At 70.6% G+C, this 25,263-nt stretch carries 27 protein-coding genes; 8 read left to right on the top strand and 19 right to left on the bottom strand.

The features are described 5' to 3' along the window. The 8 genes from CNO20_RS04855 to rpl7ae form a co-directional block, all read right to left on the bottom strand. On the bottom strand, positions 1-206 hold a 206-nt coding region (locus CNO20_RS04855), incomplete at its 3' end, for a selenium-binding protein SBP56-related protein (protein ID WP_233203905.1). 101 nt (positions 207-307) lie between these two features. Continuing rightward, positions 308-2,710, bottom strand: a complete 2,403-nt coding sequence (locus CNO20_RS04850) for a metallophosphoesterase family protein (RefSeq protein ID WP_101294956.1) — start codon at positions 2,708-2,710, stop codon at positions 308-310. A gap of 31 nt (positions 2,711-2,741) precedes the next feature. Then, positions 2,742-4,484 (bottom strand): alkaline phosphatase D family protein, encoded by a 1,743-nt coding sequence (locus CNO20_RS04845; protein WP_101294955.1) that lies wholly within the window; start codon positions 4,482-4,484, stop codon positions 2,742-2,744. 244 nt (positions 4,485-4,728) lie between these two features. After that, on the bottom strand, positions 4,729-5,307 hold the full coding sequence (locus CNO20_RS04840) for a hypothetical protein (protein ID WP_101294954.1): 579 nt from the start codon (positions 5,305-5,307) through the stop codon (positions 4,729-4,731). A gap of 261 nt (positions 5,308-5,568) precedes the next feature. Then, entirely contained in the window at positions 5,569-6,048 is a 480-nt protein-coding gene (gene ndk / locus CNO20_RS04835; protein WP_101294953.1) for a nucleoside-diphosphate kinase, read from the bottom strand. Further along, on the bottom strand, positions 6,045-6,242 hold the full coding sequence (locus tag CNO20_RS04830; RefSeq protein WP_101294952.1) for a 50S ribosomal protein L24e: 198 nt from the start codon (positions 6,240-6,242) through the stop codon (positions 6,045-6,047). Before CNO20_RS04830 ends, ndk begins: the two co-directional genes overlap by 4 nt. Beyond that, complete coding sequence (locus CNO20_RS04825) at positions 6,242-6,466, bottom strand: 30S ribosomal protein S28e (protein ID WP_101294951.1); 225 nt, start codon at positions 6,464-6,466, stop codon at positions 6,242-6,244. Before CNO20_RS04825 ends, CNO20_RS04830 begins: the two co-directional genes overlap by 1 nt. 6 nt (positions 6,467-6,472) lie before the next feature. Then, complete coding sequence (gene rpl7ae / locus CNO20_RS04820; protein WP_101294950.1) at positions 6,473-6,835, bottom strand: 50S ribosomal protein L7Ae; 363 nt, start codon at positions 6,833-6,835, stop codon at positions 6,473-6,475. Between the two features lie 261 nt (positions 6,836-7,096). Here rpl7ae and CNO20_RS04815 point away from each other — a divergent pair, with 261 nt between their 5' ends. After that, positions 7,097-8,050 (top strand): zinc-dependent metalloprotease, encoded by a 954-nt coding sequence (locus CNO20_RS04815; protein WP_101294949.1) that lies wholly within the window; start codon positions 7,097-7,099, stop codon positions 8,048-8,050. Between the two features lie 9 nt (positions 8,051-8,059). On the opposite strand, the gene CNO20_RS04810 is transcribed toward CNO20_RS04815, so the two are convergent. The 4 genes from CNO20_RS04810 to CNO20_RS04795 form a co-directional block, all read right to left on the bottom strand. Continuing rightward, positions 8,060-8,275, bottom strand: a complete 216-nt coding sequence (locus CNO20_RS04810; RefSeq protein ID WP_101294948.1) for a hypothetical protein — start codon at positions 8,273-8,275, stop codon at positions 8,060-8,062. Continuing rightward, positions 8,275-8,676: an AtzH-like domain-containing protein gene (locus CNO20_RS04805; RefSeq protein WP_101294947.1), complete on the bottom strand. Its 402-nt coding sequence runs from the start codon at positions 8,674-8,676 to the stop codon at positions 8,275-8,277. Before CNO20_RS04805 ends, CNO20_RS04810 begins: the two co-directional genes overlap by 1 nt. 54 nt (positions 8,677-8,730) lie before the next feature. Further along, positions 8,731-9,285: a hypothetical protein gene (locus CNO20_RS04800; RefSeq protein ID WP_101294946.1), complete on the bottom strand. Its 555-nt coding sequence runs from the start codon at positions 9,283-9,285 to the stop codon at positions 8,731-8,733. 68 nt (positions 9,286-9,353) lie between these two features. Continuing rightward, complete coding sequence (locus tag CNO20_RS04795) at positions 9,354-9,692, bottom strand: hypothetical protein (protein ID WP_101294945.1); 339 nt, start codon at positions 9,690-9,692, stop codon at positions 9,354-9,356. Between the two features lie 235 nt (positions 9,693-9,927). Here CNO20_RS04795 and CNO20_RS04790 point away from each other — a divergent pair, with 235 nt between their 5' ends. The 4 genes from CNO20_RS04790 to CNO20_RS04775 all read left to right on the top strand — a co-directional run bounded on the left by CNO20_RS04790 (position 9,928) and on the right by CNO20_RS04775 (position 15,566). Then, on the top strand, positions 9,928-10,779 hold the full coding sequence (locus CNO20_RS04790; protein ID WP_101294944.1) for a hypothetical protein: 852 nt from the start codon (positions 9,928-9,930) through the stop codon (positions 10,777-10,779). A 53-nt stretch (positions 10,780-10,832) separates the two neighbouring features. Then, the gene (locus CNO20_RS04785; protein ID WP_101294943.1) at positions 10,833-13,505 is read left to right on the top strand and encodes an AAA domain-containing protein; all 2,673 of its coding nucleotides are present in this window, start codon (positions 10,833-10,835) and stop codon (positions 13,503-13,505) included. A 140-nt stretch (positions 13,506-13,645) separates the two neighbouring features. Continuing rightward, positions 13,646-14,152 (top strand): DUF6789 family protein, encoded by a 507-nt coding sequence (locus CNO20_RS04780; protein ID WP_101294942.1) that lies wholly within the window; start codon positions 13,646-13,648, stop codon positions 14,150-14,152. A gap of 130 nt (positions 14,153-14,282) precedes the next feature. After that, a complete protein-coding gene (locus tag CNO20_RS04775; protein ID WP_199174718.1) occupies positions 14,283-15,566 on the top strand; it encodes an NAD-binding protein in 1,284 nt (427 codons plus the stop codon). 61 nt (positions 15,567-15,627) lie between these two features. Here the strand turns inward: CNO20_RS04775 and CNO20_RS04770 are convergent, their stop codons facing one another. Next, positions 15,628-18,381 carry an ATP-dependent helicase gene (locus CNO20_RS04770; protein ID WP_101294941.1) on the bottom strand — a complete coding sequence of 918 codons (2,754 nt, stop codon included), beginning with the start codon at positions 18,379-18,381 and terminating at the stop codon, positions 15,628-15,630. A gap of 124 nt (positions 18,382-18,505) precedes the next feature. On the opposite strand from CNO20_RS04770, the gene CNO20_RS04765 reads away from it, so the two are divergent. The 3 genes from CNO20_RS04765 (at position 18,506) to CNO20_RS04755 (ending at position 20,657) form a co-directional block, all read left to right on the top strand. Continuing rightward, positions 18,506-19,279 carry an MBL fold metallo-hydrolase gene (locus CNO20_RS04765; protein WP_101294940.1) on the top strand — a complete coding sequence of 258 codons (774 nt, stop codon included), beginning with the start codon at positions 18,506-18,508 and terminating at the stop codon, positions 19,277-19,279. 21 nt (positions 19,280-19,300) lie between these two features. Then, positions 19,301-20,218, top strand: coding sequence for a DMT family transporter (locus tag CNO20_RS04760; protein ID WP_101294939.1), 918 nt, complete (start codon positions 19,301-19,303; stop codon positions 20,216-20,218). Positions 20,219-20,291: 73 nt separating this feature from the next. Beyond that, on the top strand, positions 20,292-20,657 hold the full coding sequence (locus CNO20_RS04755) for a cupin domain-containing protein (protein ID WP_101294938.1): 366 nt from the start codon (positions 20,292-20,294) through the stop codon (positions 20,655-20,657). 5 nt (positions 20,658-20,662) lie between these two features. Here the strand turns inward: CNO20_RS04755 and CNO20_RS04750 are convergent, their stop codons facing one another. The 6 genes from CNO20_RS04750 to CNO20_RS04725 all read right to left on the bottom strand — a co-directional run bounded on the left by CNO20_RS04750 (position 20,663) and on the right by CNO20_RS04725 (position 25,262). Beyond that, positions 20,663-21,400: an isopentenyl phosphate kinase gene (locus CNO20_RS04750; protein ID WP_101294937.1), complete on the bottom strand. Its 738-nt coding sequence runs from the start codon at positions 21,398-21,400 to the stop codon at positions 20,663-20,665. Between the two features lie 2 nt (positions 21,401-21,402). Continuing rightward, positions 21,403-22,458 (bottom strand): mevalonate kinase, encoded by a 1,056-nt coding sequence (mvk, locus tag CNO20_RS04745; RefSeq protein WP_101294936.1) that lies wholly within the window; start codon positions 22,456-22,458, stop codon positions 21,403-21,405. A gap of 193 nt (positions 22,459-22,651) precedes the next feature. After that, complete coding sequence (locus tag CNO20_RS04740) at positions 22,652-22,921, bottom strand: hypothetical protein (protein WP_101294935.1); 270 nt, start codon at positions 22,919-22,921, stop codon at positions 22,652-22,654. A gap of 141 nt (positions 22,922-23,062) precedes the next feature. Continuing rightward, on the bottom strand, positions 23,063-23,875 hold the full coding sequence (gene rpsB / locus CNO20_RS04735) for a 30S ribosomal protein S2 (RefSeq protein ID WP_101294934.1): 813 nt from the start codon (positions 23,873-23,875) through the stop codon (positions 23,063-23,065). Further along, the gene (eno, locus tag CNO20_RS04730; protein ID WP_101294933.1) at positions 23,872-25,077 is read right to left on the bottom strand and encodes a phosphopyruvate hydratase; all 1,206 of its coding nucleotides are present in this window, start codon (positions 25,075-25,077) and stop codon (positions 23,872-23,874) included. Before eno ends, rpsB begins: the two co-directional genes overlap by 4 nt. Next, the gene (locus CNO20_RS04725; RefSeq protein ID WP_101294932.1) at positions 25,074-25,262 is read right to left on the bottom strand and encodes a DNA-directed RNA polymerase subunit K; all 189 of its coding nucleotides are present in this window, start codon (positions 25,260-25,262) and stop codon (positions 25,074-25,076) included. Before CNO20_RS04725 ends, eno begins: the two co-directional genes overlap by 4 nt. Between the last annotated feature and the right edge of the window lies 1 nt (position 25,263).

Genomic DNA, 25,263 nt, shown 5'->3' with positions numbered 1-25,263 from the left:
TCCGAGTCGGGATCGACGTCGACGACCGCCAGGAAGTCCGGCGCGTCCGCGTCCGTTCCTACGTACAGCCCCATCACGTAGGCGACCTTCTCGGGTTCGGACTCCTCTATCGCCGCCTGCGGCGTCGCGTAGCCGGGCCCCTCGTGGTGGTGATCGTGGTCGTGGTGATCGTGCGCGTCGGCGTCGGGCGTCTCGGCATCGCTCATGGGTTCCCTTGGTCGGCAAAATTTGACAATACCTCACATAGCGGCCGGAATTTCCGGAAGTGTCGGCGACACTCGCGGCGAGAGCACAGCCGTCGGATCGATCAGGTCTCCCGTCCGACCACCGCGTTCGTCTCCGTCGTGTCCGGGACGCGGACCCAGTAGTCCTCGTCCGCCGCCCGAACCTCGATCGGGCCGAACTCGTAGACGCCGGTTTCCGTCGGCTCGTCCGGCGCGTCGGCGAAGTACGTCACCGCGCGGTCGGTCGCGGCGTCCCCGTCGAAGTAGACGTACCGCACGCCGCGCGCCTCGTCCGCCTCGACGCGCGCGACGTCGCCGTGCGCCTCGGAGACCCCCCACTCGATCGGAACGGTGTCCCGGAGCGCGACCGGCTCGCTCGCCGAGACTCGCAGGTCGACGCGGTCGGTCTGCCCGCCGGTGAAGGCCGAGCCGTCGTCCGTCCTGCTCCCCGCCGCGCGGAGCGCGTCGGCGTTCGAGGTCGTCGCTACGAGCGTCGTGTAGTAGTGGGCGTCGACCCCGAACCCGAGCTGGGCGTCCTGCTCGCCGCCGTCGATCCGGCGCCAGTCGAGGGTGGCGTTTTCGACGTACAGGTCCGAAGAGGCCGCGAGCGACTGGATCGCGCTGCCGTCGATCGGAACGTCGAGGCCGTTTTCGACGTACAGCTTCGTCCGCGTCTCCGTCTCCTCGACCCGCTCGGCGCGGACGAAGTACGAGGGGTAGGAGAACAGCCCGAGGTCGGCGTGGTCGGGGTTGAGACTGTCCGGGTCGAGCGCGTGCTCCCTCAGGAACTCCTCGGTCGCCGGGTACCCCATGATCGCCGGGTCGACGCCGCCGCGTTCGGTCTCGAACTCCATCAGCCGCCACCCCCAGTAGCCGCCGCGGGTGGTCGACCCGCAGGTCGTCGTCTCGACGAACAGCGTCCCGTGGCTCGGTTCGCGGATGATCTCGGCGAGTTCGTCCTGCGACCGCGACTCGTCCAGGGTGTCGTCCCGCCGGACGTAGTGGAGTTCGGCCGGCGGGAAGTCGCCGCGTCCGGGCGTTTCGGCGACGTTGCCCTCGTGGTAGCGGGCGACCCGATCGCCGTGGAAGTGGCCGGCGAAGTGAACCGCGACGCCCGCGTCCGCCAGGAGATCCCGGAGTTCGAGGCGGTTCTCCCCGGCCCAGGCCTGGTTTTGCGGCTCCTCCCCGTCCGCGAGGGCGTCCGTCACCTGCGGGGTGAAGATCCACGAGGGATCGTGGTGACCGAGGGTGACGAGCGTCGCGTCGGGGTTCCGTTCGGCCGCCCTCCGAAGGTCCGCTTCGAGCCAGCGCAGCTGGTCGTCGCGGACCTGTCCGCCCCACGTGTTCCCGGCGACGGAGGCGTACAGGCGGTCGGCGGCCGGCCAGTCGAAGGTGTCGAGGCTCGCGAGGTGCAGATCGGGGGTGACGTCCACGGCGTAGTACCGCGGGGCGAAGTAGTCCTCGTAGAGCTCCTTGCCGTCGATCCCGCTCTGGACGTAGCCGTCGTGGTTGCCGAGGGTCGCGTACGTCGGCGCGCGGACGAGGTTCAGGATCTCGTACGCCGCCTCGTACTCCGCGAGGTACTTGCCAGGCAGATCCTGCCCGTAGACGAAGTCGCCGGCGAAGAGGACGACGTCGGGGTCGACGGCGTTGATCTCCGACGCGGCCCGCCGGAACGCCGCCCAGCGCTTCTTCTCCGCGCCGACGCCGAACGTCTCGGTCGCCCGGTAGCGGAACGGCTCGGCGGAGCCGTCCTCCAGGGACTCCTCCAACCCGTCCTTCAGCGGTCGGGGGTCGCCGACCTGCGGGTCGGCGAGCACGGCGATCTTCGGGGTTTCCGGGTACGACTCGACCACGCTGACCGCGCGAGGCTGGGCGTCGCTCCCGCCGTCCCAGGCGACGTGGAGGTCGTGCACGTCGGGGACCAGATCGCCGCCGACGCCGGGGATCCGGAACTCCGCGACCACGTGCGTTTCACCGTCCCAGATCGCGCTGTCGTCGACTCCGGTTCCGACGAGTTCGAGCGCGGTCGCCGGCCTCGCCTCGCCGAACGTCGGTTCGAGCCAGGCGCGCAGTCCGGCGGGCGGCGCGTCGAGGTCGAGTTCGATCCGGACCGTCTCGCCGCCGGGAACGACGCTCGGCACGCCCGTCAGCGGGTACTTCAGCGCCGTGATCTTCGGGCTGTACGCCGGCTCCGGGTCGTTCTCATCGGCCGTCACCCGGCCGACGAGTCCGGGTCCGACGCCGGCGGCCGCGACGCCTGCGACGCCCGCACCCTTCAGGAACGTCCGCCTGCTCGACCGGCGCGTCGCCCCGCCGGTCGATTCGGTTTCCGTCTCGGTCGGCTCGACCTCCGTCTCGGCCGGTTCGGTTCCCGTCCCGGCTGTCTCGTCGCCCGTTTCGGCTTCCGTTTCGATCGTTTCGACGTCCGCTTCCGTCTTCTCGTCGGCCGGTTCGGTCTCCGTCTCGGTTGGCTCGTCGATCATGGTTCGTTTGAAGCGTCGTCTCGCGCGGCGTTCATAGCGGATCGTCCGTCTCGTCGTGGATCTCGTACTCCCCCGAAGGGACGCGAAGGACTCTCAGGAGCTCCCTCGGCGCGTCCGCCGCGTCGACCGACTTGTCCACGCTGTACGCGCGGTAGGTGCAGTCGTCGGGGGTGAACTCGACCACCGAGTAGCCCCAGCGGTGGCTGTTGAAGAACTCGACGTGGGGGTTCTGCGATCTGACGGTCGCCTCGATCGCCTCCTCCTCGGCGCGGCCGCCGGGGAGGCCGAGCACCTCCTTGAGATTGGCGCTCGTGACGGCGGGCGTCATGAACTCGACGCCCAGGCGCTCCTGGAGGGGCGCGAGCGTCTCGTAGTCGTGCTGGAGGTAGCCGGCGACGTAGCTGTGCATGTCGCCCGTGAGGACGACGAAGTTCTCGACGCCGTTGCGGTCGAGCTCGCCCATGATGTGCCGACGCTCGTGTTCGAAGCCGTCCCAGGCGTCGTGATTCAGGTAGAACGTCGCCTCCGAGGTACCGGCCTTCAGCGCCGCGTTGAGCACCTCGTTGGCCCACACGGTCCAGGTCGCCTCCGAGCCGACGCTCTCGTTCACGAACCACTGGCGCTGCTCGCTCCCGAGCATCGTCCGGTCCGCGTCGTCGCGCTCGCCGGGATCGGCGCGGCCGGTCTCTCCGAGCACGTCGCCGCCGGGGTCCGACCGGAAGAGCCGCTCGTCGGTGAGAACCAAGTCCGCGAGGTCGCCGAAGCGGAGCGTCCGCCGGAGTTCGAACGCGTCGAGCAGGTGGTCGGCGTCGGGGTCGTAGCCGACGCGGGCGGGAACGTACTCCCACCACGCCTTGATGCCCTCGGCGTGCAGCCGGCGCATGAACTCCGGTTCGTCGTTGCGCGGGTGGTCGCCCGGACCGGCGTACGGCCGGTCCTCCTCGTAGTCCCAGTAGCGGTTGTTGACGATCTCGTGGTCGTCCCAGATCGCCACGAGCGTGTGCCGTTCGAGCGCCCGTCGGAGGTGTCGGTCGCTCCGGTACCGGCGGTGGAGGTACCGGAAGTCCTCCAGCCCGTGGGCCACCGACTTCCCGCTCGGCAGCGCTACGTCGCGGCCGACGTACTCGGATTCGCCGGCGTACTCGTAGATGAGGTCGCCGAGGTGGACGAGGAAGTCGACCTCCTCGTCCGCGACGCGGGCGAACGCGCCGTAGTACCCGTTCCGGAAGTCCTGGCACGTGACGACCGCGAGCGAGAGCTTCTCGGGGCTGTCGGTCGGCTCCGGCAGGGTCCGGCAGCGGCCGACCCGGCTCCGGACGCCGTCGTAGACGAACCGGTAGTACAGCCGGGAGTCGGCCGGGAGCTCGCCGTCGAGTTCCGCCTTCACGGCGTAGTCGTCGGCCGGGTCGATCGCGCTCGGCTCGACCACGCCGCGGTACGCGACCTCGGTGAACTCCTCGTCGGCCGCGACCTCGACGCCGAGCGGGACGTCCGGATCGTACGCCTCGGGGTGGACGCGCGTCCAGAGGACGACTCCGCTCGGCGTCGGATCCCCGCTCGCCACCGAGTGCGAGAAGGTCGTCCCGTCGTCGTCGGTCCCGTCCGCCGCGAACGGTTTCGATCGGCTCGTCGGTTCGGGGGCGACCTCCTCGGCCATCGCCCCGTCGGCGAGGAGCGTCGCGACCGCCCCACAGAGCGACGCGGCCCCCGCCGCCCTGAGAACGTCGCGCCGCGTGCCGCCCGGTTCCGCGTCAGTCGATCCCTCGTGGGCCATGTGACGTTCGGCCGTTGCGAGGTGACCGGGAAATATTTTTCACCTAATAAAATAGGAAATTATGAGTGTTTGCCGCACACGACTGATCGGTTTGCCTCTACGTGTCAATGGAATCCCCGGCGGCCGGGACGACGACCGCCGCGCCGGACGGCCGCTCCAACCGACGACCGCGGATCGGCGACCGGCGTTCGCCGGCCGCGGATTCGCCGATCGGAGTTCGCCGATCGCGGCGATCGAACGGGCCTCAGCGGCGGTTCTCGAGGAGCCACCGCACGTTTCTCCGGAACAGCTCCCCGGCGTCCGAGCCTCGCGGTCGGCCGTCGTCCAGGACGACCCGCCACTCGCCGGTCGCCGTTTTCCGCACCGGCAACTCGGTGCCGACGAGTTCGGTGAGGTCGTCGTACGGGACGCGGTGCCGGTTCAGGAAGCGCTCCAGCGCCGACTGGCCGGTGAGCCGCTCGGGGATGGGAAACCAGACGTCCGTCACGGTCCGTTCGGCGGTCGGCACCGCCACGTCGACCCTGACCCCGTCGACGGCGGGACCGCGACGGGCGAACAGCTCGCCGGCGGATCTGCGCCGTTCCGGGACGACGTCGCAGACGACGCCCGCGTCGATGTACCGCTCCAGTTCGAGCGTCCGCAGCCGCGCTTCCACCTCGTCGAGGCTCCGGTGGCCGGCGGGCGGGTCGCCCGGGAAGAACCCCACGACGCCGGTCGCCCGAACGAGCGCGACCGTGACGGTCGCCACGGCGGCGACGGACGCGAACAGCGCGAGGACGACCAGGCCGACGAACAGCGCCGCGATCAGGACGAGTTCGCTCACGTCCGTACTCGCCCCCCGATCGCGCCCCCGTCTCGCCCGCGTTCGAACGAACCCGCTCCGGCTTCGGTCTTCCTGTGTGCCACTCGTATCGGTAGCCTCCGCCCTGACGGGCATAGCTGTTTTCCGCGCCGGCGTTGACTGTCGTCGAGGCGGACCGGTCGGTCGGCGGACCGATCCGCCTCGCGCCGGCCGACGGGATCGGGCGGACGGCTACCGGAGCGGAATCGCAGAAAGCGGCCGGTCGGCGACGAAAAGCCGCGCCTAGTGCTCCGACTCCTCGTAGAGCCAGACCTCGTCGACGCGCTCGTAGTCGAGGAGTTCGTCCTCGTCGAAGAACAGGTCGATTTCGCGCTCGTTCGCGCCCTCGTCCTCGTGGTCGGAGCCGTGGATGACGTTGCGACCGAGGTCGAGGCCGAAGTCGCCGCGGATGGTGCCGGGGGCGGACTCGGCCGGGTCGGTCTCGCCCATCATCTTTCGGATCTGACGGGTCGCGTCCTGCCCCTCCCAGACCATCGCGAACACCGGCCCGGACGTGATGAAGTCCACGAGACCCTCGAAGAAGGGCTTGCCCTCGTGTTCGCCGTAGTGTTCGTGGGCCAGTCCCTCGTCGATCTGCACGAACTTCGCGCCGACCAGCTTCAGGCCGCGCGCTTCGAACCTCGAGACGATCTCCCCGATGAGGCCGCGCTGGACGCCGTCCGGCTTGACCATCACGAAGGTTCGCTCGTCGTGGTGACTCATCGTTCGCTCTCCCGGCCCGCGCCGCCGCCCGCTTCGGTCCACTCCAGGTCGCGGGACTCGCGGCCGAGCGCCGCGTTCTTCTCGCACTTCGACGAGCAGTAGTGGATGACGGTGCCGTCGGTTCGGACGAACATCGTGCCCGTGCCGGGCTCGATGTCCGCGCCGCAGTAGTCACATTCTCGCGTCTGTGGCATTATTGGCCTCCGATGGAGTCGGCGTCGCGCTGGGTCTCCCGGAGCTGGAGGACGTCGCCCTCGCGCACGGGACCCAGCACGTTCCGCGTGATGATTCGGCCCTTGTTCGAGCCCTCGCGGATTCGGCACTTGACCTGCATGGCCTCGCCATGCATCCCTGTCTTGCCAACGATCTCGATGACCTCGGCGGGCGTCGAGTCGCTGGCGTTCTCCTCTGCGCTCATGGTCGCTTACTGCAGGTCCTCGAGCTTCTGCCCGATGTCCTCGACGTCGTCGGACGCCTCGCCGGCGTCGACGATGGCCGCGGCGGCGCTGCCGACCTCGAGGCCGGCGGCGTGGCCGATGTCGTCCTGCGTCTCGACGTAGATGAAGGGGATCCCCTTCTCGTCGGCCAGCTCGGGGAGGTGCATCACGATCTCCTCGGGCTGGACGTCCTCGGCGATGAAGACGAGCTCGGCGTTGCCGCGCTCGACGGCCTTCGTCGTCTCGTTGGTTCCTTTCTTTACGCTACCTGTGTCTCGGGCGACCTCGAGCGCCTCGATGGCGCGTTCCTGGAGGTCGGCTGGGACTTCGAAGTTGACGTAGACTGGCATGGTTGTTCACCTCTCCTGCTCGCGGGCTCGACTGCCCCGCCGATGGTCGTTCCCTGACGGCGAGGAGTATCATCAACCCCGGGCAGGGTGTACGATGGTGTAGTTGTGCCCTCCATAAAAGCGCTTTCAAAGCCGTCATGCCGTGTGAGGCCGACGCACGGCGGTTTCGTCCGAGCGGGCTCCCTCGAAATGAAGTGAGTCCCGCGGGGCTCTCCCGGCGACCGCACAAGCGTTTTGGTCGGCGATCCCGGAGGTAGGGGTATGAACCTCTATCGCAGCGTCCGCGCGGTAACCGAGGCGTCGGGAACCGGCGTGGTCGACTGGGACGCGGTCGCGGAGGCGGCCAAGGCGGCCACCGACCCGGGGAGCCTCGACCTCTCCCCGGAGGAGCGGGCGGGCTACGCCACCGACGTCCGCGACGCGCGAACCCGGCTCCGCGCGGTCGCCGCGGTCGAGTTCGATCTCCCGGACGCCATCGAGGTGCAGAACCGCCACCACTGGATAGACGCGAACATCCGCACCTTCGAGCGGGTGATGCGCCCCATCGAGCGCCGCGGCGCCGGGGTCCTTCCCGGCGTCGCTCGCGTCGTCAACACCGGGACGATGGCGTTCATGCTCTCGTTTCTCGGCAACAACGTGCTCGGACAGTACGACCCGCTGCTCCTCGCCGAGGGGGACGAAGACCACGGGCTCTACTTCGTCCGGCCGAACATCCGCAAGGTCGCCGACTCGCTCGACGTGGACTACCCGCGCTTCCGCCGCTGGATCGCCTTCCACGAGGTGTCGCACGCCGCGGAGTTCGGCGCGGCGCCCTGGCTCTCCGGGTACCTCGAAGCCCGCATGGAGGAGGGCGTCGACGCCCTCGCCGAGGGGAGCCTCGACCGCGAGGCGTTCCGCGAGCTGGACACGGCGATGACCGCCGTCGAGGGCTACGCGGAGCTGCTCATGGACCGCGCGTTCGACGACGACTACGCCGACCTGCGGCGGAAGCTCGACGAGCGCCGCCGCGGCGGCGGCCCGCTCGCCCAGCTCGTCCGGCGCGTGCTCGGCCTCGGGCTGAAGCGCCGCCAGTACGAGCGCGGCGCGGCGTTCTTCGAGGCGGTTGCCGACGCCCGCGGCGTCGCCGCCGCGAGCAAGGTGTGGGAGCGCCCCGAGAACCTGCCGACGAACGTCGAACTCGACCACCCCGAGCGGTGGCTCGCGCGGGTCGCCTGAGCGGCCCGGTCAGCGTTCGGCGCGCCGGAAGCTCCGCGAGAGGTACCAGACGAGCAGCCAGCCGACGAGCAGTCCACCGACGACGGCCGCGGCGAGCTGCGGGAGCGACGGTTCGACCTGGAGGGCGACCAGTCCGCTCGAAAGGCCGACGAGCGCGACGAAACCGGCTTTGAGGCGGCTGTTGGCCAGCCGGCGTTCCTCGTCGGTCAGGCTCGGTCCGACCATCAGTCGCCGTCGCCTCCGCGCGCTCCGTCGGTCGACCGGGCGACGCTCACGTGCATTCCGGCGAACGCCCACCCGTCGCCGCGCCGTTCGAGCGTTCCGCTCCACCGCGTCTCGAAGTCGCGCTCGCGGTCGGCGGCGGCGTCCGTCCACGCCATCCGAACGTCGTCGCTGAACCAGGCGTGGTCGCCGCGCTCCCCGACGCGGAGCCGCCGGCTCTCGACGACCCACCCGTCGGTGGTGCGCGTCTGTTCCCGGAGCCCCGCCCGGATCTCGTCGTAGCCGGCCAGCCGTTCGCCGATTCCGAACTTCACCACGTCCGGGCGATCGAGGAAGAACGGGTGCAGCGGCTCCCCTCGTCGGAGCGCCTCGTAGTATTTCCGAACGGTCGCCTCCGCGCTCATATCGTCACGCACGTGTCCCGCCCATTTGAACGCTCCCCGCCGGGGGACGGCCCGTCACTGGAAGCCGCGGTCGACCCCGTCGTCCGCGATGAGGTCGTCGAGTTCCGCGTTCAGCAGGCGCTCGGCCTCCTCGAACGCGTCCGACAGCTCGTCCAGCCGGTCGGGCCGATCGGTCCCGTCGTACTCCATCGGGCCGAAGGCGGGGCTCTCGACGGCCTCCATGAGGTCCGTGAAGAAGTCGTCGGGCGTCGTGGGCGCCTCCGCGTGGACCCTGACGGTCTCTTCGAGCCGCTTCGCCATCCGCTCGGCGTCGTCCTCGTCCTCGGGCGGGGTCCGAACGGCGAAGCGGCCGCCGTCGTCGTCGCGACCCGGCAGCAGGGGATCGAGGTCCTCGTCGACTCTCCGGGCGACGCGCGTGCCGACCCCCCGCACGTCGTAGGGGTTTTTCGCGTACGTCTTGAGGAGGTAGACCCCGTCTCGGGGGTGACCGAGAACGAGGTCCTCGCCGACGCCCTCCCGCCGGCGACCGGCGACCGCCCGCCAGTCCTCGGGAGCCGACGTCCCCTCGGCGACCTCGTCGAGGATGTCCCGCCAGTCTCTGACGCGCATACCCCGCCGTTGGGCGACCGCGGGAATGAGCGTATCGGTCGGGCGCGTCGATCGGGCCTATCGATCGATTACCCCCCGAAGGTGAGTTCGCGCGCCAGGAGCAGCGCGCCGACGGCGAAAAGCGCGTAGGTCACGACGTCCGTCGCCCCGCCGGCGAGGTTGACCGCCGCCCACGCGACGACGCCGGCGTACAGCGCGATCCGAAAGCGCGACGTGTCCATCGCGTCGCGGAGGACGCCGTAGGCCACGACGGCGGCCACGTAGACGCTCGCGGCGACTTCGGGGAGGGCCGCGACGCCCTCGGCCCGGAGCTGGAACGCCGATCCGATCAGCACGAACCCGAGCAGAACCGACAGGACGACCTTCGAGAGTCGCGCGACGCCGCCGCGCGTACCGGACTCGCTCATACCTCCGTTCGGCAGCGGAAGCACTTGCAGGCTGTGGTGCGGCTCCGGGCCGATGCTGGCGATTGTCACGTCGTCGTGAACGTCCGCCGAATTTGACGTTCACGTTCGCTTATTAAAATTATTAGAATATTGATATGATATATGTGCCGCGAAGGTGAGTATGCGAACGAGGTGACGGTCCGCGCGCGGCGACCGCCCGGCGGTCGAAACGGGCGTCGCCGACGGACGACACTCGATGACGGAGACGGGCGAGAATCAGACGGAGACGGACGAGAGCCGGACGGAGACGGGCGAAACCCGAACGGGGACGGTCGCCGCGGCGTCTCGACGGGCGGCGCTCCGGCTCGTCGGCGGCGGCTTCGCGGCCGCGCTGAGCGTCGGGGCGACCGGGAGCGCCTCGGGTCCGAGAGCGGCCTGGAGCGGCCCGATCGCGGACCCGGAGTACGAACTCCGCGTCGTGACGTTCCGAACGCCGAGAACCAGATTCGGGACGGGCGAAGAGGAGCGCGCGCTCCGCGCGTACGTCGACCAGTACAACCGCAGGTACGGCGGTCTGGCGCTCTCTTTCGAAGAGAGCGGCGAGACGTACCCGCGCTACGATCGATCCCGTTCGAGCGGGGAAAACCGCCGGCGGTTCCGGCGCTGGCTGTCCGAATCCTCGGCGGCGGCCGAGGAGGGGTGCGTCCACCTGCTCATGGTCTCCGACGTCACCTGCGTCCTGAACGGCCGCGTGGTTTCGAGCGCGGACGCGGGCGGGTACGCCCCCGACGGGCGGACGACGGTCGTCTGCAACGTCGCGAACAAGCTTCGCGGCGGCGTCACCGCCTGGGAGGCGACGGTGATGCACGAGGTCGGACACGCCCTCGGCTGCCGGCACGCCGACGGCGCGCAGTACGTCGACCGCCGCGGTCGCGCGAACTCGCCGATGCTCCTGTACTACGGCTCCGTCACGCAGGACCCGCCGTCCGACCGCTGTTCGCACGCGCGGAACGCCGCCGCGGTCGTCGAGAACACGGAGCGGCTCAGCCTGCGACTCACGCCCTGTACGCTCTCCGCGACGCGCGATCACCTGCGGCGGCACTTCTGACAGTCCCGGCGTCACCGACAGCGTTTTTCACCCGGCCGCACTGACACCCGACAGTGAACGTTCGGGGCACCATCGCGAACGTCGACGGCCCTCGCACGGTGAGCACGCGGTACGGCGAGCGCGACATCGCCGACGTCGCGGTCCGGCCGACGGGCGAGAACGCCGAGGAGCTGCTCGACGGGGGCGACGCGGTGACGGTGACGCTGTGGGGCAAGTGGACCCACACCGCCGAGCACGCGGAACCGGGGATGGAACTGCTCGTCACCGACGCCGAACCCGACGAGTACCGGGGGGAGATCAGCTACGCCACCTCGAAGGACTCCTACGTCGTGCTCGAACCCGGCTTCCTCGTCGACGTGACGGATATCCGCTCGTGGGTGCAGTGCCCGCGGATGTACTACCTGAACAAGCTCTCGGGCGTCCCGCTCAACTACCCCGTCGTCAAGGGGACGATCGTCCACGAGGTGTTCGGCGACCTCCTGCGCGGCCGGGACCTCGACTCGTCAATCGAGGAGCGGGTCGCCGAGGCGGGGCTGGAACTCGGGCTGCTCGGCCGCGACGCGACCGAGGTCGAGGACGAGGTTCGGCGGAACGCCGCCGCCATCGAGGGGTGGCTGTCGCAGGGGACCCTCACCGAGGAGGACGACTGGCGCTCGGAGTACACCCTCATCAGCCCCACCTTCGGCGTCAAGGGGCGCGCCGACGCGCTCCGCCGGGGGATGCCGGTCGAGCTCAAGACCGGGAAGAACACGAACCGCGAGCCGCGCTTTCAGGACAAGATCCAGGCCGCGTGCTACGCGCTGATGCTCTCGGAGCGCGGCGTCCCGGCCGACACGGGGACGCTCCTGTACACCAAGAACACCGCCCTCGATCGGAGCGAGGAGGCGGGCGACCTCTCGCCGGCGAAGGAGTTCTCGGTCGGGAAGGGCCTCCTGGAGTTCGTCGTCCGCGCGCGCAACGAGATCGCGGCGACGGAGTTCGATTCGTCCGTCCCGACGGGCTTCGAGGCCGACGCCCGCTGCGAGTACTGCTTCGAGAAGGACACCTGCATGGTCGTCTCCGGCCGCCTCGACCAGGAGTCGAAGGCGGGGCAGATCGGCCGGCCCATCCCGGAGGACGAGCGCGAGTACTTCGACCGCACGTACCGCGCGATCGAGGAGGAGCGCCGCGAAACCCACCGCGAGTACCGCAAGCTGTGGGAGCAGACGGCCGAGGAACGCGCCGACGACGACCGGGCGCTCGTCGGCCTCGAACCGGCCGGCCGGCGGGAGATCGGCGACGGCCGCTGGGAGCTGCGCGCACACAAACCGGGGGACGCCGTGTCGAAGCTCCGCGAGGGCGACGTCGCCCTCGCCAGCGACGGCGACCCGGTCAGCGGCCACGCCGAACTCGTCAGGATCGAACGGCTGGGCGCCGAAGTCGTCGTCACCGCGGACGAACCGGTCGAGCTCCGCCGGCTCGACGTGTACCCCTCCGAGATCTCGGTCGACCGGATGCTCACCGCGCTGCACGACGCCCTCCTGAAGGGCGATCCCGAGCGGAAGGACGTGCTCTTCGGGCGGCGGGAACCGGAGTTCGGCGGGGAGCGCCGCACCTACGTCGACAACAACGAGGCGCAGAACGACGCCGTCAACCTCGCGGTGAACGCCGAGGACTGCGCGCTGATCCACGGCCCGCCGGGGGCGGGAAAGACGTACACCATCGCCCGGATCGTCCGGGCGCTCGTCGACCGGGGCGACCGGGTTCTGCTGTCCGCCTTCACGAACCGCGCGGTCGACAACGCCCTCGAAGCGCTCCGCGAGCAGGGGTTCGAGGGGGCCGTCCGCGTCGGCACCGAGTCCGGCGTCCGCGAGGACATGCTCGACCTCCGACTGGAGCGGCGGGGCGACCCGGACGAGCGCGCGGCGGCGCTGTCGAACGCGCCCGTCGTGGCCGCGACCACCGCCGCCTGCGGGTCTCGCGTCCTCCGCGAGCAGTCGTTCGACGTGGCGCTCGTCGACGAGGCGTCCCAGCTGACCGAACCGGGGACGCTCGCGGCGATCAACCTCGCGGACCGGTTCGTCCTCGTCGGCGACCACCAGCAGCTTCCGCCGGTCGTCAGAGCCGAGAACGACCTCCGGCGGTCGCTGTTCGAGCGGCTCGTCGAGACGTACCCGGACGCCTCGGTCCTCTTGGACCGCCAGTACCGGATGGCCCAGCGCATCCAGGCGTTCTCGTCGGCGGAGTTCTACGACGGCGCGCTCCGACCGGCGACCGGCGAGGTCGCGGCGCAGCGGCTGGACAACCTGGCCGGCGTCGACGTCGACGCCCTGCCGGCCGAACTCCGCGATCCGGTGTGCTTCGTCGACCCCGACGGCCGACGCGAGGGCAACACCAACCCCGCCGAGGCCGAGCGGGTCGCCGAGATCGTCGCGTCGTTCCTCGACGCGGGCGTCGGTCCGGACGACGTCGGCGTCATCGCGCCGTTCCGCGCGCAGGTGGCGGAGATCGGCCGCCGGGTCGACGTGACGGTCGACACCGTCGACCGCTTCCAGGGGTCCAGCAGGGAGGTGATCGTCGTCTCGTTCGTGGCGACCGGCGACCTCGACGGGCCGATCTTCGAGGACACCCGTCGGGTGAACGTCGCGCTGACGCGCGCGAAGAAGGCGCTCGTCCTCGTCGGCGACGCCGCGGCGCTCGGCTCCGATCCCTTCTACGCGCGACTGCTCGACTGGGCGCGGCGGTAGGGGAACGACCGGCGGGGGTTCCCGAACCGTACCACTCGCCCGGTGCCAATATCCAGAAGCCGGACGATTTCGGCCGATTCGGGGGCCGTATCCGCTGATCGGCGCGAATACTTTTCCGCGTCCGGCCCCCACGTGCGCGTATGGGCAGTGACTCCATCGACGCGGTCGCGACCGAGACGGAGGACTCCGGCATCGGCGCGAGGGAGATCGTCGCGGCGATGGGCGCCGGTCTCGCCGGAACCATCGCCATGACGCCGGTTCTGGCCGTCGCCTGGGCGCTCGGCGTGCTCAGCACGGACGCGTTCGCCGGGTTCGCGTCGATCTTCGGCCTGGGGCCGAACTTCCCGATCGGCGCGCTCGTCTTCGTGCTGGGCGGGATGACGGCGCTCCCGCTGCTCTTCATCTCGCTCGCGGCGTTTCTCCCCGGCGGGTCGCTCGCGTGGCGCGGCGTCTCGTACGCCACCATCGTCTGGGTCGGGTTCGTCTTCGGCTTCTACCGCGGGGACCTCACCGACCTCTACGCGGGGCAGATCGACCCCGAACTCGCGGTCTTCGCCGCCGTGACCCTGCTCGCGCACTGGGTGTACGGGTACGTCCTCGGGGGCATCTACGGCCGCTACGCCGACGTCGTCGTGTACGAGATCTGAGCGCGACACCTCGATCGGCACGCCGCGGCCCCCACGCGCCCTGCCGGCCGACGTCTCCGTCGTCGGCGCGACCGCCGCGCGCGCTGCGAACCGAACCCGGATTTATTCCCCCGGCCGCCGTGAGAACGACATGGCCACGCGCTCGCGTCAGTACCGGCCGGGCAAGCGAACCACGGTGTGGCTGGTCATCGCGACCGGACTCGCGTCGATCGCCACCGGCATCGCCGCCATCGCCACCGGCGCGGGGGTCGGCCCCCTCGGCGCTGTCGTCCCGGAGTGGATCCGGAACACCGCGGCCTTCAGCGGCACCGTGCTCGGATTCTTCCTCCTCTTGGCCGCGTACGGCCTCCGACGCGGTTTCAGGGTCGCCGCCGTCGCGGCGGCCGCGCTCGCGCTCTTCTCGGCCGCCCACGGCCTCGCGCAGTCGAGCCCCTACTCGGCGCCGCTCGTCCTCCTCTCCGTCGCCGCGTTCGTCGCCCTCCTCTCGAACCGGGGACGGTTCGACCGCCGGCTGTCGCTCTCGCAGAGCCAGGCGGCGGTGCTGACCGCCGTCGTCGGGGTGTTGGCGTACGGAACGGTCGGCTCGTACGCGATCCGGCGGGAGTTCTCCGGCCTCGAAACCCTCTTCGACGCCTTCTACTTCACGCTCGTGACGGCGAGCACCGTCGGCTACGGCGACGTCACGCCCCAGAGCGAACCGGCGCGGCTCTTCGCGCTGTCGCTCGTCGTCCTCGGACCGGCCAGCCTCGGCGTCGCCGTCGGGACGCTGTTCGCGCCCGCCATCGAGGGGCGGCTCTCCGACACGCTCGGCAGGATGACGGACGCGCGGCTCGCGCGGCTCGAAGACCACGTCGTCGTGCTCGGGTACGACGATCCGACGAAGCCGGTCCTGGAGGAGCTGGCGGACCGGACGACGTTCGTCGTGATCACGCCCGACGAGGACCGCGCGGCGCGGCTCTCGGATCGGAACGTCGACGTGCTCACCGCCGACCCCACGGACGAGGAGACGCTCGAACGGGTGCAGATCGGCGAGGCGGCCGCCGTCGTCGCGGCGACGTGGAACGAGGCCGAGGACGCGCTCGCGGTGCTGACCGCCCGCCAGGTGAGCCCCGAGGTCCGCATCGTCGCCGTCTCCGTCGCCGGCTCCGCCGACAAGCTCAGGCGGGCCGGCGCGGACGTGGTGATCGACCCCCGAGCGATCTTCGGCCGCATGACCGTCGACGCGGCGCTCGACGGGGGTGACGGCGTGGGCGGTGCGGGGGCGGACGAAAGGGGCACGGTCGGCGGGGCGGACGGGAGCGAAGAGACGGGCGAATCGAACGAGGCCGGCGAGGGAGGCGAGGAGGACGAGGGCGCGACGGGCGAAACGGATGAGACGGCCGACGGGGTCGACGAAACGGACGGGAGACCGTAGTCCGCGGGTTCGACACCGGTTCGGTCCGCCGTCCGCCGCGCCGGCTCCGTCGGGTTCGCCGCTAGTCCGTCGTGTCGACCACCGGACGGGACTTCTCCTCGCCGATCCGGGCGACCACGCGCTCGTGGAACTCCTTGAGGACGGCGCTTTCGTCCTCCGCGAGCACCACGTCGCTCGCCGCGAGCGTCGCCAGCCCGAAGGCGCGCGGCGACGGTGACGCCACCTCGCGGTGCGTCACGGCGATCTCCCCGTCCCGGATCCCCGAGAGGACCTCCCGGATGCCGGCGAGGTTCAGCTTGTCCTCCAAGATTTCCCGGTAGGTCTCCTCCGTGACCGCGAACGAGTCGAGCCGCTGGGCGAACGACAGGAGCATCTCGCTCGAAACCTGCTGTTCCGCCGCCGTCTTCTCGTATCCCTTGTAGCGCTTCAGGATCATGAGAGAGCGCGTGGCGTTGATCCGGAAGTACCGCTTCAGCAGGTCGGTCCCGTCGAGCGCCGCGCGGAGGTCCGCCGCCGCGTCCTCGGGGTCGACGCTCCGGAGGATGCCCGCCACGTCCGCCTTGCGGTTCAGCGGCATCGAGACGGTGAAGCCGTTGTCCGCCACCGCGACCTGCACGTTCGCGTTCACCCGGCGGGCGATCCGGTAGGCGACGAGCCGCGAGAGCCCGTCGTTGAACTTCCGACCGTAGTTCGAGTGGACGTAGTAGTGTCTGCGGTACGCCTCGCGGTCCAGTTCCTCCTCGACGGCGATGCGGCCCGCGGTGCTCACGCTCTCGGCCCCGGCATAGCGGACCTGCTCGTCGAACGTCCGGGCGATCGCCCGGACGCTGTTCTCGTCCATCGGGAAGCCCCGGAGCCAGTCGCGGACGGCGGGTCGCCCGCCCCGTTCGAGGCGATCGAGGAGGTCGCGCTGGAACGCCAGGATCTCCCGGCCCAGGTCGTACGAGAGGGGCAGGCGCTCGGAGAACCACGACGGCACCGTCGGCCGCGCGCTCGTCCGGTCGACGTACACCTTCGTCCCCCGGCGGTAGCGGAACTCGAAGCGGTCGCCGCCGAGGACGAACACGTCGCCCGTCTCCAGCGTGTCGAGGTAGCTCTCGTCGAGATTTCCGACCCACTCGTCCCCCCCGCGGGTGTACACGTCGCAGGTGAACGAATCCGGGATGGTGCCGACGTTCGTCATGTAGATGACCCGCGCCATCCGGCCGCGCTTGCCGACGAGCGGTTCGCCCACGTCGTACTCCTCGTAGTGGTACTCGCCGTCCGGCGGGTCGTTCTCGTCCCGCCACACCTTCGCGTAGACGTTCTTCTCCTCCAACCCCTCGTAGTCCGCGGTGAGGTAGCGGAACAGCCGCTCGAACCGCTCGTCGGAGAAGTCGCGGTACGGGTAGGCCCGCCGGAGCGTCGCGCGTATCTCCGACTCCGGCCGAACCCCGTTGATGGCCATGCCGTAGACGTGCTGGGCGGCCACGTCGTAGGCGTTCTCCGGCACGAACACCCGGTCGACGAACCCCTCCTCCGCCTTCTTCAGCATCACCGCGCACTCGACGAGCTCGTCGCGGTCGAGCGCGAGTACCCGCCCCTCGACGGTCTCGCCGAGGCGGTGGCCGGCCCGGCCGATCCGCTGGAGCAGCGCAGCGACGGACTTCGGCGAGCCGACCTGCACGACCAGGTCGAGGTGCGGCATGTCGATGCCGAGTTCGAGGCTGGTCGAGGACGTCACCACGTCGAGGTCGCCCGCCTTCAGCCGCCGTTCGATCCCCTGGCGGCGCTCCTTCGAGAGGCTCCCGTGGTGGCACCCGGAGTTCGACTCGTCGTAGGCGTCGGGGAACCGCTCGCGGAGGTTGTGCAGGACGCGCTCGGCCCCCGACCGGGTGTTGGTGAACACGAGCGTGTTGGTGTGCGACCGGATCAGCTCGTGCAGCCGGTCGTAGAAGCGACCCTGAACGACCTCCACGGGCGTGTGGATGAGGTCGTCCGTGGGGCACTCCAGCCGGACGTCGAAGTCGCGGACGAACCGGGTGTCGACGATCTCGTACGGCCGGGGGTCGCCGCGGGCGTCACGCCCGACGAGGAACTCCGCCATCGTCGAGAGCGGTTCGACGGTCGCCGAACAGCCGATTCGGGTCGGCGGCTCCTCGGTCAGGTTCTCCAGGCGTTCGAGGCTGACCGCGAGGTGCGTCCCCCGCTTGTTCTCCGCGAGGCTGTGGATCTCGTCGACGACGACGTACTCGACGGTGCGGAGCTTCTCGCGGAATTTCGGCGAGTTGAGCAGGATGGCGAGCGTCTCCGGCGTCGTGTTGAGGATGTGTGGCGTCTCGCCGAGCATCCGCTGGCGCGCCGCGCTGTCCGTGTCGCCGTGGCGGATGGCGTGTCTGAGTTCGACCTCCTCGCCGCGCTCGCCGAGCTTCTCCGCGATCCCGTCGAGCGGCACCTCCAGGTTGCGGTGGATGTCGTTGGCGAGCGACTTCAGGGGGGAGACGTAGAGGCAGTAGACGGAGTTTTCGAGCCCCTCGGGCCGCTCGCGGTCCCGGCGGAACAGCTCGTTGATGATCGCACAGAAGCTGGCGAGCGTCTTCCCCGACCCCGTCGGCGCGCAGATGAGCGCGTTCGTCCGCTCGTGGATGAGCGGGATCGCCTCCCGCTGCGGCGGGGTGAAGAAGCCGCCGTTGCCGGGAACGTACTCGTCGAACTGCTCCACCCACCACTCCGCCACGGACGGTTCGAGGAGGTCGAGCACCCCCTCGTCCTCGATGGTCGCCGACTCGGGGTCGAAATCGACGCCTGCGGCGGCCAGCAGTTCCCGTCTCCTCATTAGTGTGGTGTCGGTCCGAGCGCGTAAGTGGGTTATGTTCGCGGACCGTCCGCGCCGGACGAACGTCTGACGCGCGGTCGTGTCGACCCGAACGCCCTTGCGCCTGCGGGCCACAGTCGCCACCATGCACGTCACCTTTCTCGGCACCGGCAGCGCGATGCCGACCCCCGACCGCGTGCAGACCGGCATCCTCCTGGAGAGCGGGACGGTCGACGGCGGCGAAGGCGTGGGACCGCTGCTCGTCGACTGCGGGAGCGGCGCACTCCACCGACTCGCCCGCACCGACGTCGGCTACGAGGGCGTCTCGACGGTGCTCCTCACCCACCACCACCTCGATCACGTCTCGGACCTCCTCCCGCTGCTCAAGGCGCGCTGGCTCGCCGGCGAGGAGCACCTCGAAGTCGTCGGCCCCGCGGGGACGAAGGCGCTCCTCGACGGCCTCCTCGACGTCCACGACTACCTCCGGGACCGGATCGACCTCCGGATCCGGGAGATCGGCGAGACGGGGCGAGACGAGGCGATAGACGTCGCCGGCTTCGACGTGGCCGCGCGGGAGACGCGCCACTCGATGCGGTGTCTCGCGTACCGGTTCGGCGATCGGTTCGCGTTCAGCGGCGACACCGAGGCGTTCGAGGGGCTCGCGAACTTCGCCGACGGATCTCGCGTACTCGCCCACGACTGCTCGTTCCCCGACGAGGTGGACGTGTCCAACCACCCGACGCCGACCCAGCTGGGCGAGGCCCTCGCCGGCCGCGACATCGATCAGGTGTACCTCACGCACCTCTACCCCCACACGGAGGGCAAGCACCGGGAGATGCTGGACGCGATCGAGCGCGCCGGTTTCGACGGCGACGTCCGGTTCGCCCGCGACGGGCTGCGCTTCGAAATACCTGAGTAGCGGGAGTCTGTACCCTCCGGGGTGAACCGTCGGAACGGACTGCTGTTCGTCGGACTCGCCGCCGTCTGGGGAACCGCGTTCGTCGCCACGAAGGCGGCGCTCGCGTCGTTCCCCCCGGTCGTCCTGGCTGCCTTCCGGTTCGACGTCGCCGCCGCGGCCCTCTTCGCCGTCGTCGCCGCGACCGGGAGGCGGTGGCGTCCGCGGGGCCGCGGCGACTGGGCGCCCGTCATCGCGGGCGGCGCGTTCAACATCGGCGCGCACCACGCGCTGCTCTTCGCCGGCCAGCAGTACGTCGCGAGCGCCGTCGCGGCGACGCTGCTCGGCCTCGTCCCGGTGTTGACCCCCGCGGTCGCGCGCGTCCTCCGACCGGACGAGCGGCTCTCGCCGACGGCCGCGGCGGGCATCGTCGCGGGCTTCGTCGGCGTGGCGCTCATCGCGAACCCGGATCCCGCCGACCTGTCGGCGAACGTCGGCGTCGGCCTCGTGCTCGCCTCGGCGGTCGCGTGGGTGCTCGGCGCGGTGCTCACCCGCGAGGACGGGGCCGCCCTCCCGCCGATCTCGCTCCAGGCGTGGACGCTTCTCGTCGGCGCGGCGCTGTTGCACCTCGCCGCGCTCGCCCTCTCGGGCGAGTCGATCGCCGCCGTCGAGGCGACGCCGGCGGCGCTGGCCTGGCTCGCGTACCTCGCGCTCGTGCCCGGCGCGGTGGGCTTTTTCGCGTACTTCCGGCTGCTCGACCGGGTCGGCCCGATCCAGGCGGGGCTGATCGAGTACGCCATCCCGCCCTTCGCGGCGCTGTTCGGCTGGCTCGTCCTCGGCGAGACGCTCACGCCCGGGGCGGTCTTCGGATTCCTCGCCATCCTCGCCGCGTTCCTGCTCGTCAAGGCGGACGCCGTTCGGAGCGTCGTGCGGGCGCGCAGCGGGGTCGACGAGCGGGGGTGACGGACCGGATCGAGCCGAGATCACGAACCGGACCGTCGAAAGGCGGAAGACCGCCGCCGACCGCCGTGGATTCATGGAGAAGGTGAATCTCGACGAGGCGTTCGCGTCGTTCGACGAGCGCTGGTCGCCGCGTCTCGCGGGCGAACTCAACGGTCAGGCGGTCAAACTCGCCAAGGTCGAAGGCGAGTTCGTCTGGCACCGCCACGACGACGCCGACGAGCTGTTTCTGGTCCGGTCGGGCGAACTGCGGATCGAGCTCCGCGACGAACCGGACGTGGTGCTGACGGCGGGCGAATTCGTCGTCGTGCCGCGCGGCGTCGAACACCGGCCGGTGGCTGAGAAGGAGGCGGAGATACTGCTCTTCGAACCCGTCGGGACGCGGAACACCGGAAACGTCGAGGACGAGCGAACGCGGACGGACGTAGAACGGATCGGGTAGCCGCCTCAGCCGCGGATCCGCGTCCCCGGCGACTCGCCCGCCAGGAACGCCTCCAGCCCCTCGGGTCCGAACACGTGCGCCGGCGCGCCCAGTTCGAGGAGCGACCGCACCTTCCCGGCCATGCCGCCGGTCACGTCGGTCGCGTCGCTCCCGCCGAGGGCGTCCGCCGCGTCCGCGAACGCGCGGATCTCGGGGATCACCTCCCCGTCGGCGTCGTAGACGCCCGGCACGGTCGAACAGAGGCCGACGCGGTCGGCGTCCAGCCCCGCCGCCAGCCGCACGACCAGCTCGTCGCCGCTCAGGACGGTCACGCCCTTCCCGGCGTGGACGACGCCGTCGCCGTGGAGCACGGGGACGAACCCCTCCGCGAGCATCGCCTCCACGCCGTCGAGGGGGAGCGTCAGGTCGCCCGCCCCGTCGCGGGCGCAGAGCGAGAACGGGTGGACGGGAAGCGCGGGGACGCCGGCGTCATGGAGCCGGGAGACGACGGCGTCGTTGAGCCGCTTCATCGCGGCGTGGACGGCCGTCGCGGCCGCGGCGTCACGCGTCCCCGCGTCGGTGCTCACGCCGTACTTCTCGGCGTGGTAGTGGCCGAAGCTCCCGCCGCCGTGGACGACCACGAGGTCGTCGACGCCCGACCCGGCTATCGCGTCGACCGCCGCCCCCAGCGCCCCCTCGTCGACCGTCTCGCGGCGGTCCTTCTCGGTGATCAGGCTGCCGCCGAGCTTGAGGACGACGACCATCCTCAGCGCTCCTCGCCCTCATCCTCGCGGCGACGGGCCGCTCGGTCGTCCTCCGCCCGCACGCCCTCGTCGGCCAGCTCGGCGCGGAAGGCGTCCTCGCAGCCAGGCGTGAAGCGCAGGGCCGTCTCCGTCTCCGCCGTCGGGTCGAGCGCGACGATGCAGCCGCCGCCGCCCGCGCCGGTCAGCTTCGCGCCGTAGGCGTCCGCCATCCGCGCGGCCCACACCATGTTGTCGAGCGAGCGCGAGGAGACGCCGAGCGCCTCCAGCAGGCCGTGGTTGAAGTTCATGAGGCGGCCGAGTTCCGACAGCAGGTCATCGCTCGCGTCCTCGTCCGGGTCGGCGTCGGTCAGGAGGCGCTCGCCCTCGCGGACGACGTCGCCGACGGTCTCGACGGTGCGCGCGGCGAAGCCGTACCGCTCCCGGAGTGCGCGGACGCCGGCGACGAGTTCGCCGGTCTCCCCCGCGCCGCCGTCGAAGCCGACGACGAACGGGAGGTTCGGCGCGTCGATGGTCCGGCAGTCGTCCCCCTCGACGCGGACCGCCCCGCCCATCGCCGAGCAGAACGTGTCCGCCCGCGAGGCCTGCCCGTCCTGCACCTCGTACTCCGCCCGGAAGGCGCGGTCCGCGATCTCCCGCGGGTCGAGCGGGTCGCCGTGCGCCCGGGTGGCGGCGTCGATGCCGGCGACGACGACCGCGGCGGAGGAGCCGAGCCCGGCTCCGAGCGGGATGTCGCTCTCCACCGTGATGTCGAACCCGGCGTCCGGCATCCCCAGCGCGTCGCGCGCCTGGTCGACCGCGGCGTCGATGTAGCCCATCGCGGCATCGACGAGCGGCGTCGGCACGTCGACGTCGGGGCGGCCGCCGGCGTCGCCGCTGTACTCGACGGTGAAGCCGTCGATGGAGAGATCCTCCGCCTCGACGCGGACGTGGTCGTCCTCGCGCGGTTCGACGGTGACGGTCGCCCGCCGCTCGATGGCGCAGGGGACGGCCGGCTCCCCGTAGACGACGGCGTGCTCCCCGAAGAGGTAGACCTTGCCGGGGGCGCTCGAAACGGTCATGTCCGAAAGGAACGGGAGCGGTCGCTTAAGGGTATGCGAAACGACCCGAGCGGCCGCGGTCGAGCCGGGACCGGTCGAACCGGACCTCCCGGCAGTCGACCGCCGGAAGCCCCGACTCGAACGCCGGGAGGTCCGTCCCGGCGGAAGGTCCGCTCGACGGCGAAAGAGCCGCCTCGACGCCCGAAGAACCGCCTCAGCGCGCCCGGTAGAACGTCGTCTCGTCCCCGTCGTCGACGCGGACGCGCTTTTCGAGCTTCCCCTCGTAGACCAGCAGTTCGAGCGCGAGGTCGAACTGCCCCGCCACGTCCTCGGCGTCGGAGCCGAAGCGGGACGTGTCCATCTCGTCGAACAGCTCCTCGGCCGAGTACGCCTCCGGCGCGCGGCTCTCGAACACCTCGTACACGAGCGTGACGAAGCTCTCGCGCGGTTCGGCCCGGTTCCAGTCGGCCTCTGTCAGGGGCATAGTGCGATTGGCGTTCCGGAGCCGGTTAGTCGTACTGGGCGATCCGCGGGAGCGGTCCGCCGGCGGGAGCGAGAGCGCGACCGCTCGCCGGGGCGGGAGCGAGAAAACGGAACGCGAACGTCGAACCGTCGAATCGGCCTCTCAGATGCCTTCCTCGAAGTCGTCGAGGGCGTACACCGTGTCCGCGCCGCGGCGGTCGAGCGTCTCGTTGGCGAGCAGCCAGTAGACGACCGACAGCGCGCGCCGACCCTTGTTGTTCGTCGGGATGACGAGGTCGACGTTGCTGGTCTGGTTGTTCGAGTCGCACATCGCGATGACCGGGATGCCGACCGTGATGGCCTCCTTGACGGCCTGCGAGTCGCCGATGGGGTCGGTGACGACCACCACGTCGGGCTCGATGTACCCCTTGTACTTCGGGTTGGTGAGCGTCCCCGGGATGAACCGGCCGGTCCGGGCGCGCGCCCCGATGGCGTCGGCGAACTTCTTCGCCGGGAAGCGCCCGTACTGCCGCGAGGACGTGACCAGGACCTGCTCGGGATCGTAGTTGGACAGGAAGTCCGCCGCGGTGCGGATGCGCGTGTCCGTCTGGCTCACGTCGAGGACGTACAGCCCGTCGTCGCGGACGCGGTGGATGAACCGCTCCATGTCCTTCGTCTTCTGCTGGGTCCCGATGTGGACCCCAGCGCCGAGGTAGTCCTCGACGGGGATGAGGAGGTCGGCCTCCTCGTCGGGCATGACGTCCTCGTCGAGCATCGGCTGGTCGTCGCCCTCGGCCGGGTCTTCGGTCTGTGTCTCTTCGTCGCCCGCGTCGGCCTCCTCGGCCCCCTCCGCGGGCAGGTCGTCTTCCGCGTCGATGTCGGGGTCGACATCCGGATCCGCGCCGGCCTCGCCGGTCGGCTCCGTGTCGAGCTCCTCCTCCGCGGTTTCGAGTGCTTCGTTGTCGTTTTCGCTCATACTGCGTCCTCCGCGATGCGGATGAGTTCGTTGAGTTTGGCGGTTCGCTCGCCGCCGACCGTGCCCGTCTTGATGAAGGGCGCGCCGGTCGCCACGGCGAGGTGTGCGATCGTCGTGTCTTCGGTCTCCCCCGATCGGTGGGAGATGACCGCGTCGTAGCCGTTCCGGGTCGCGAGCTCGACCGCGTCGAAGGCGTCCGAGAGCGTGCCGATCTGGTTCGGCTTGATCAGGATGCTGTTCGCCGCGCCCGTCTCGATGCCCTCCACCAGGCGCTCGACGTTCGTGACGAACAGGTCGTCGCCGCAGACGAGCGTCTTTTCGCCCACCCTGTCGGTCAGCTCCGCGAAGCCGTCGTAGTCGTCCTCGTCGAGGGGGTCCTCGACGTACGCGAGGTCGTACTCGTCGACCAGGCCGGCGACGTAGTCGATCTGCTCGTCGGGCGACTTCGTCTCGTCGCCGTAGCGGTAGACGCCGGCGTCGGCGTCGTACAGTTCGGCGCCGGCCATGTCGAGGCCGAACCGGATCTCGAAGCCGCGGTCGTCGCTCGCGGCCTCGACCGCCTCGTCCACGATCTCGAACGCCTCGGCGTCGTCGATCGACGGCGCCCAGGCGCCCTCGTCGCCCTTCGCCGCGGGGACGCCCCGCTCGTCGAGGATGTCGGCGACTTTCGCGTGCACGTCGGCGTTGGCGAACACCGCCTCGGCGACGCTCGGCGCGCCGACGGGGGCCGCGAGGAACTCCTGGATGTGGGTCGCCTCCTTCGCGTGCTCGCCGCCGCCGATGACGTTGCCGAGCGGGACCAGGAAGTTGCCGCCGCGGAACGCGCCGCCGAGGTGCTGGTACAGCGGCGCACCGAGCACGTCGGCGCCGGCCTTCGCGGCGGCCATCGAGATCGCGACCGCGCTGTTGGCGCCGATCTCGGAGAAGTTGGCCGTCCCGTCCGCCGCGCGGAGCGCGTTGTCGACCTCGCGCTGGTCGCCGGCGTACGCCTCGTCGACGAGGCGCGGGATGGCGTGCTTGCGGGCCGCCGCGATCGCCTCGCTCGGCGGAAGTTCGATCGCCTCGTACTCGCCGGTGCTGGCGCCGCTCGGCGCCGCCGCGCGGCCGAAACCGCCCGACTCCGTGAGCACGTCCGCCTCGACCGTGGGGTTCCCCCGCGAGTCGAGGATCCGTCGCAACGAAACTGAACTGATGAGCGTCATCTCTGTCGTTTGCTCTCCCGTTTGACCGTGAACGGCAGGACGCCGGCGTCGTACTCCTCCGCGGCGATGAGTATCGGCTCCGTCTGATCCGTCTCGATCAGCACCGGCGCGCCGTAGGACACCTGCAGGGCCCGCGCCCCGAGGATCCGTGCCTTCTCGTAGCGGTTGTAGCGTTGCCCGATCATC

The sequence above is a fragment of the Halegenticoccus soli genome, assembly GCF_002844195.1.
GTDB classification, from domain to species: Archaea; Halobacteriota; Halobacteria; order Halobacteriales; family Haloferacaceae; genus Halegenticoccus; species Halegenticoccus soli.
Note: the sequence above shows the minus strand (reverse complement) of the source record. Positions and strands in the feature narration are given on the sequence as shown.

Bases quoted from the DNA above. Each gene is read 5' to 3' on its own strand.
- CNO20_RS04750 (WP_101294937.1), bottom strand. From the start codon at position 21,400: ATGGTCGTCGTCCTCAAGCTCGGCGGCAGCCTGATCACCGAGAAGGAC.
- CNO20_RS04830 (WP_101294952.1), bottom strand. From the start codon at position 6,242: ATGCCACAGACGCGAGAATGTGACTACTGCGGCGCGGACATCGAGCCC.
- CNO20_RS04800 (WP_101294946.1), bottom strand. From the start codon at position 9,285: ATGCGCGTCAGAGACTGGCGGGACATCCTCGACGAGGTCGCCGAGGGG.
- CNO20_RS04845 (WP_101294955.1), bottom strand. From the start codon at position 4,484: ATGGCCCACGAGGGATCGACTGACGCGGAACCGGGCGGCACGCGGCGC.
- CNO20_RS04815 (WP_101294949.1), top strand. From the start codon at position 7,097: ATGAACCTCTATCGCAGCGTCCGCGCGGTAACCGAGGCGTCGGGAACC.
- CNO20_RS04725 (WP_101294932.1), bottom strand. From the start codon at position 25,262: ATGATCGGGCAACGCTACAACCGCTACGAGAAGGCACGGATCCTCGGG.
- CNO20_RS04755 (WP_101294938.1), top strand. From the start codon at position 20,292: ATGGAGAAGGTGAATCTCGACGAGGCGTTCGCGTCGTTCGACGAGCGC.
- CNO20_RS04810 (WP_101294948.1), bottom strand. From the start codon at position 8,275: ATGGTCGGACCGAGCCTGACCGACGAGGAACGCCGGCTGGCCAACAGC.
- CNO20_RS04790 (WP_101294944.1), top strand. From the start codon at position 9,928: ATGACGGAGACGGGCGAGAATCAGACGGAGACGGACGAGAGCCGGACG.
- mvk (WP_101294936.1), bottom strand. From the start codon at position 22,458: ATGACCGTTTCGAGCGCCCCCGGCAAGGTCTACCTCTTCGGGGAGCAC.
- CNO20_RS04740 (WP_101294935.1), bottom strand. From the start codon at position 22,921: ATGCCCCTGACAGAGGCCGACTGGAACCGGGCCGAACCGCGCGAGAGC.
- CNO20_RS04765 (WP_101294940.1), top strand. From the start codon at position 18,506: ATGCACGTCACCTTTCTCGGCACCGGCAGCGCGATGCCGACCCCCGAC.
- eno (WP_101294933.1), bottom strand. From the start codon at position 25,077: ATGACGCTCATCAGTTCAGTTTCGTTGCGACGGATCCTCGACTCGCGG.
- CNO20_RS04795 (WP_101294945.1), bottom strand. From the start codon at position 9,692: ATGAGCGAGTCCGGTACGCGCGGCGGCGTCGCGCGACTCTCGAAGGTC.
- CNO20_RS04775 (WP_199174718.1), top strand. From the start codon at position 14,283: ATGGCCACGCGCTCGCGTCAGTACCGGCCGGGCAAGCGAACCACGGTG.
- CNO20_RS04825 (WP_101294951.1), bottom strand. From the start codon at position 6,466: ATGAGCGCAGAGGAGAACGCCAGCGACTCGACGCCCGCCGAGGTCATC.
- rpsB (WP_101294934.1), bottom strand. From the start codon at position 23,875: ATGAGCGAAAACGACAACGAAGCACTCGAAACCGCGGAGGAGGAGCTC.
- CNO20_RS04805 (WP_101294947.1), bottom strand. From the start codon at position 8,676: ATGAGCGCGGAGGCGACCGTTCGGAAATACTACGAGGCGCTCCGACGA.
- rpl7ae (WP_101294950.1), bottom strand. From the start codon at position 6,835: ATGCCAGTCTACGTCAACTTCGAAGTCCCAGCCGACCTCCAGGAACGC.
- ndk (WP_101294953.1), bottom strand. From the start codon at position 6,048: ATGAGTCACCACGACGAGCGAACCTTCGTGATGGTCAAGCCGGACGGC.
- CNO20_RS04850 (WP_101294956.1), bottom strand. From the start codon at position 2,710: ATGATCGACGAGCCAACCGAGACGGAGACCGAACCGGCCGACGAGAAG.
- CNO20_RS04780 (WP_101294942.1), top strand. From the start codon at position 13,646: ATGGGCAGTGACTCCATCGACGCGGTCGCGACCGAGACGGAGGACTCC.
- CNO20_RS04770 (WP_101294941.1), bottom strand. From the start codon at position 18,381: ATGAGGAGACGGGAACTGCTGGCCGCCGCAGGCGTCGATTTCGACCCC.